Source organism: Streptomyces sp. NPDC003032, assembly GCF_053591415.1.
In genome coordinates this window covers 1-5,885 of sequence record NZ_JBSFTT010000096.1, presented here as the reverse complement: position 1 = coordinate 5,885, position 5,885 = coordinate 1, and the positions used below count along the sequence as shown (strand labels likewise).

The 5,885-nt window shown below is 68.2% G+C and carries 5 protein-coding genes and 1 pseudogene; 3 read left to right on the top strand and 3 right to left on the bottom strand.

The genetic code is table 11. The features are described 5' to 3' along the window. Together ACWDZ7_RS42450 and ACWDZ7_RS42445 are read left to right on the top strand one after the other, a co-directional pair. Window positions 1–365: pseudogene (locus ACWDZ7_RS42450) on the top strand (integrase); the annotation flags it as partial. A 72-nt stretch (window positions 366–437) separates the two neighbouring features. Next, window positions 438–845 carry a DUF6228 family protein gene (locus tag ACWDZ7_RS42445; protein ID WP_451804267.1) on the top strand — a complete coding sequence of 136 codons (408 nt, stop codon included), beginning with the start codon at window positions 438–440 and terminating at the stop codon, window positions 843–845. A gap of 327 nt (window positions 846–1,172) precedes the next feature. Here the strand turns inward: ACWDZ7_RS42445 and istB are convergent, their stop codons facing one another. The 3 genes from istB to ACWDZ7_RS42430 form a co-directional block, all read right to left on the bottom strand. Continuing rightward, on the bottom strand, window positions 1,173–1,925 hold the full coding sequence (gene istB / locus ACWDZ7_RS42440) for an IS21-like element helper ATPase IstB (RefSeq protein ID WP_451804265.1): 753 nt from the start codon (window positions 1,923–1,925) through the stop codon (window positions 1,173–1,175). After that, entirely contained in the window at window positions 1,922–3,340 is a 1,419-nt protein-coding gene (istA, locus tag ACWDZ7_RS42435) for an IS21 family transposase (RefSeq protein ID WP_451804263.1), read from the bottom strand. The genes istB and istA overlap by 4 nt, the downstream gene beginning before the upstream one ends. A 170-nt stretch (window positions 3,341–3,510) precedes the next feature. Then, window positions 3,511–5,094 (bottom strand): ISL3 family transposase, encoded by a 1,584-nt coding sequence (locus ACWDZ7_RS42430; RefSeq protein WP_451804261.1) that lies wholly within the window; start codon window positions 5,092–5,094, stop codon window positions 3,511–3,513. Window positions 5,095–5,221: 127 nt separating this feature from the next. On the opposite strand from ACWDZ7_RS42430, the gene ACWDZ7_RS42425 reads away from it, so the two are divergent. After that, on the top strand, window positions 5,222–5,851 hold the full coding sequence (locus ACWDZ7_RS42425; RefSeq protein ID WP_451804259.1) for a hypothetical protein: 630 nt from the start codon (window positions 5,222–5,224) through the stop codon (window positions 5,849–5,851). Window positions 5,852–5,885 lie beyond the last annotated feature (34 nt).

Sequence of the window (5,885 nt, the reverse complement as noted above, 5' to 3'; positions counted from 1 at the left end):
CGCGGGCGAGGACCGCCCGGCTCGGATACCGCCCGCATCCGGTCCCTTTGGACCCGGCGTCATGGGCAGTGCTGGAACGCTGCCTGGCTCACCGCCAAGCCCAGCGGACCGACAATCCCCACGTCATGGTCACCCGCCAGACAAAGGCCAGCCGGGGACCGGCGTCCACCGCCTATCTCAGCCACGTTCTGGATGCCTGCGGCTTCCCGCCCCGAATGATCCGCTGCACTCGCCTGCTCGACCTGGTCAACACCATGGACCCCAAACTCGTCGCCGCCACCTTCGGCATGGACTCCGAAGCCACCATGATCTACCTCGCCGACCGCGTCGATCCCGGCCGCCTGCCCGGCTCGGAATCACGGTGACGGCGGGCGACCGGCTGACCTACTGTTCGGCGGATGAACACTCACGACGTTGGCCTCAACGAGTTGACCGAGGTGGTCGTCCGCTCCCAGGACAACTCGGCGGTCATGGTGAGGTTCTGTGACCGTTTTCGTCCGGACGAAGACTGCGTGCATTACGCCGTTGAGGCATGCGCGCCCGGGCTGAACGCCCGTGTCGATGAAGTGGTCGCATGGATCCGGGACGCGGACCTGGTGCCCTTCCTGGAGGAGCTGGCCCGGGACTTTCGAGGGTGGGACGGAGAGCGCGTCTGGCAGAACAACGATCACGACCTCACCCTCAGAGTGGTCTTCCGGTCGGGCGGGCATGTCGGGTTGACCTGGACTCTTCAGCCCTGGCCGACTGCCGCCGGCGGCTGGGAGGGTTCCGTCACCACATGGCTGGAAGCTGGCGAGCAGTTGTCCGCCCTCGCTGCCGATCTCCGTCGCTTCCTCCACGAGTGATCGTGGCTGTCCTGCCGACGAATGAGCGTCTCTATATCTGACCCGGACGATGGGGCAGTCACCAGAGATCGACGAGGCCCTGATCCTGGCAGAACGTGAAGACCAGTGGCCGCGGGGCCGGGAAGTCTTCGACCGAATCCGGCGACGGAGCCTGAGCAGAGAAGAGCCGCTGGCTGAGGACCACGCTCTGTACTTTGCACTCGCGGAACTGGTGGCCAAGCTTGCGCATAACGCATCGGGACAGCAACCGCCTTTCGATCATGATTCGGGTTGGCGCGTCGGGCCGACTGCCTATCGCCTCGCTGCGGCGTCAGATGATCCCGAGCTTCACGAGCATCTGACGCGGGCCCTGGGCGGATGGCCACAAGACGTCTGACTACCAGAGCTCCCGCTGTGCCTCGGCGAACCTGTCGCAGTTCGGCAGTACCTCGCACAGGTTCGCCGGAACATGTGCGCTTTGCTGAAGGTCTTGTTCGAGGTCAGGATGATCGAGCCCTTCTCGTAGCGCTTGGAGATGACCTGGAAGACCAGGTTCGCCTCGGCTCGTTCGAGGGGCTGGTAGCCAACCTCGTCGACGACGAGAACACTCAGTCGCAGGTAGGTGCCGAGCTTGCTCGTCAGACGGCCTGCGGCCTCGGCAGCTTTGAGGTTGCGGACCATGTCGTCGAGGCTGGTGAAGTAGATCGAGTAGCCGGCCCGGCAGGCCGCCACCGCCAGCGCGACGGCGATGTGCGTCTTGCCGACCCCGGGTGGCCCGAGCAGGGCGGCATTCGCCTTGCCGTCGACGAACGAGAGGGTGGCCAGGTCCTTGACCTTGCGTGGGTCGAGGTCCGGCTGGAAGGAGAAGTCGTACTCGTCGAGCGTCTTGTGGTGCGGCAGCCGGGAGAGCCGCAGGCCCTGGCGGAAGCGGCGGTCGTCGCGGACGGCGAGTTCCTCGGAGAGGACAAGGTCGAGGAAGTCGAGGTAGCCCATCTTGCCCTCGTCTGCCCGCCGGGTGTACTCGTTGATCGTTTCGGCCAGGTGGGGCAGGCCAAGCTTGCCGGCCGTGTTGCGGATGCGGGTGGAGACCAGCTCGCTCAAGACGTGTCCCTCGTGCTCGGGTGGGTGGTGAAGGGGCGGGTGCCGGTCAGCTCGTCATAGACCGACAGCGGACGGCGGCCGACCTCGACGCGAGTGGCCGCGGCCCGGTTCAGCAGAGCCTGCAGAGGTCCGGCCTCCTCGCCCAGTGGACGTTCATGGCGAGGTCGTGGCAGGGCGTCGCCGGTGGTGGTGCGGCGTCCCTGACCCGTGGGCAGGCCGTCCCAGTGGGCTTCTTCGACGACACGGACTCCGTGGCCGATCGCCCGCGGGTGGGTTGCCAGCAACGTCTCGCCGCTGGAGTCGGCCATGGTGGAATGCAGCATGATCTGCGACTTCGTGGCCCGGATCTCCACCAGCTGCCGGGGGCGGACCCTGCGGGCCGGCACCGAGTAGAGGTTGCCGCCAAAGGCGACCAGACAGTCCTTGCCGACCGGCCGCAGATGCCGCTCAGCCACCAGATAAGGGGTCGGCGGAAGCGGCTTGAGAGCCACGTGGTCACGGGCCGCCCGCTCTCCGATGATCTGCTGGTGAGTCCTGTGGGCCTGAGCCCGTCGCTGCGGGACCCAGGTGGTGAAGGCGGCGTCCATCTCCTCGATGGAGGAGAAGGATCGGCCGGACAGGACGTGGTCGCGGACGATGAGGACTTGGCGCTCGACGCGTCCCTTGCCGGTGGGCCGGTAGGCGGCCAGGACGTCGATGTCGAAGTCGTAGTGGCCGGCGAACCCGACCGCTTCCGGATGCAGCGGAACCGCCTCGCCCGGCGCGACGTGGCGGCGGACGACGGTCTTGGTTCGGTCGTAGACGATCGTCATCGGGACGCCGCCGAAGTGGGCGAACGCGCGGCGGTGGCAGTCGAAGAACGTCTGGAGGTCCTGGCTGGTGGTGAAGCAGCAGAACGGGTCGCGTGAGTACGACAGCGTCATGTGGAAGGAGTAGACCTTCGGGATGCCCATGTGGGCGAGGATCTTGCCCTCGTCGCCCCAGTCGACCTGGGCCTGGGCCCCGGGGATGACCTCGAACCGGCGGTGCATGCCAGCGAGTTCCTTCGGCGTGATGCCGAGTTCCTCGGCGATGCGGGGCCGGGCTTCCTGAACGTAGAGCTTGACGCGCTGGTAGTTGCCGGTGAATCCGTACTCCGCGGTCAGCCGCTCGTGGATCACCGCGGCCTTCATCAGGAACTCCGCCCGGAGCATCGAGTCGACCAGCGGCGCGAACTCGTCGATCACCCTCGCTTTCGACCGTCCGTTCGGCGATCGTCGTGGCGGGGTCGCCGGACCCGGTGCCGACAGATACTTGCGGACCGTCTTCCGGTCCAGCCCGGTCTCCCGGGCTACCTCCGACAGGCTGATCGCCCCGGATTCCAACAGGCTCCGAAAGCGCCGCAGTTCCAACCAACGACGCGGATCCAGGACCACTGTCGACCGCCTTCCGCTGCCTCTCACCGACCAAGCAGCAGCCTGCCGAGCAGCAGATCTCAGCGCATCAACAACTGTCCCTTTTCATCCGTACGCGGGTGGGGACGTTCACGGCCCTGGCAAGATTTCCGTGAAGCGGGGGTGTGCCACCGTGCGACGGTGACCCTGCGTCATGGGTAGCAGCGTCGGAGCAGTGCCATGAGGATGACGCGGTGGCGGAGCAACGGGACTCCTGCTCGTCCGGCCATGATCCGTTTTTGAAGCTTCAGGTCGGTGATGCGGCCTTCGTTGACGCCGGAGTTGAACGGGGTGGTGATGCCCTGGACGACCGCGGGCTGGTCCTCGCGGAGGGCGCCTGCCAGGCTGATCAGGGCGGGGAGGCGGGAGGCCGTGAGTTGCTCAAGCCAGTCGGCCAACGGGGTGGCATCGGCGGCCTCCAGCATGGCGGCGAACTGACGCACAAGGTCGTGAGTGTGCGCCAGTTCCGGGCAGTGCTGCAACAGCTGCCCGAGTGCCGCGGTGGCGTGCATGCCGCGCCGGGATGGCGCGGTGGTGATCCAGCGGGCGATCTGCCGCGGTGAGGGAGGTCGCTCGCGCGGTGTATCGATCGGCAGGCCCCGCCGCAGCGGCGCGATGGCCATCTTGACCCGCTGATAGTGGCCCCGGTAGCCCTTGGCGACGATCTCCTGGTGCAGCACCGTCGCGGTGTGCTCGCCCTCCTCCCACCGCTGCCGCAGGTACTCCAGGTACGGATCGAGGCTGGTGGGCCGCCAGCGGGAGGGGGTGCGGCGCACGCACTCCTGCCAGGTGGCGGCCCGCGCGTACTTGCCCACGGTGCGTCTGTTCAAGCCCAGCCGGCGGGCCGCGGCATGCAAGGAGGTGCCGGTGTCGGTCACCGCGTGCACCGCCTCGAAGAGGCTCTTCGCATGGCGGCGGGCTGGGGTGTCGGCCTGGGCGGACGAGACCGTCGGGCCCGGTGGCGGCGGTGCCACCTCGGGATCGGGCACGGCGGCGGGCAGGCAGCCGCGGTGGGCGGCGGCGATGTCCCCGACCCGTTTCGACAGGCCCTGCCACAGGTGGAAACGGTCGCTGACCTGCACCGCGTCCGGGGCACCGTCGGTGATGCCCTGCCGGTAGACCAGCGAGCCGTCCCGGCAGACGACCTCGACGTCGGGATGTGTCCGCAGCCAGGCGGCCAGCTGGTCGGCGTCGCGCCCGGCCCACAGCTCGATCGGCAGCCGGGAGTCGGCGTCCACCAGCAGGGTGCCGTAGACGTCCGCGTACAGCGCGAAGTCATCCACCCCCAGCACCCGCGGAGTCACGGCCGCTGGAAGAGGCAGGCGCATCAGGTGGAACAGCACGCTCGTCCGCGACAGCGGCACCTGCAAGATACGCAGGAGCCGGGCGCCACCGCGGCCGGCGAGCAGCACCCCGGCCATCTGCACCAGGTGCTGCAGCAGCGGGCTGCGGCGCTGGTAGCGCACGGTCAGACCCTCGACCTGCTCAGCAAACGTCCGCCGATCACAGTCCGGCCCGTCGCAGAACAACCGCCGCACCGACAGTCCGATCACGACCGGACGCCCGCCCACGGCGACATCGGCCAGCGTGCGGCGATAGCGACTGTGCGTCCGCGCAGAGGCACGGCCGCAGTCCGGACACGCCACCGGCAACTCCCGGGTGCACGCCGCAATACGGACCACACCGCCCGCCGCCCACACCCGTTCCACCCGCACCACATCGAGATGCGGAGACACGATCCGTACGAGGTCATCACACTCGCCGACAATGCCGCTACCCGTGACGGGCTGCCACCGGCGCACGGTGGCACACCCCCGCTTCACGGAAATCTTGCCAGGGCCACGTTCACGTGTACGCCGACACATGGTGCAGAACTACTACCGAGACGGGGCCGGCCGCCTGCGCTGGCGCACCGCCGAGGACGGCGGCCTGCCGCCCTCGGCCGTCGCGGTCGTCTCGCCCTACGACCCGACGGCCCGCTACGCGCGCCGCGGACACGTCACCCGATGGAAAGGGTTCGTCGCGCACCTCACCGAGACCTGTACTCCCGACGGCGTCAACGTGATCACGGACATGTCCACCACCGACGCCACCAGCTACGACGCGAAGGCGCTGCCCGGCATCCACATCCGGCTCAAGCGCCGCGGGCTGCTGCCCGCCGAGCACCTGGTCGACGGCGGCTACACCTCCCTGGTCCATCTGGAACAGGCAGCCCGCGAACACCAGGTCACGGTCACCGGGCCACTGCCGGTCAACACCACCCGCCAGGACCGCAAGAACAATGGCTTCGGCCGCGACGACTTCCACATCGACTTCGACCGCCAGCAGGTCACCTGCCCCCAAGGCGAGATCAGCCAAGGATGGCACGGCCCCGGACGATGGGCATGTGCCCGGCCGCGCAGAGCTGGCTCTGGTTGGCTACGTAAGTCACGCGCTCGTGCGCTCACGGCGGCGGCCCTACTTTCGTCGCGCAAACCAGAGCTGTGGCCATAGCAGGCCCAGAATTGCGCCGGTTGCAGCGCCTATC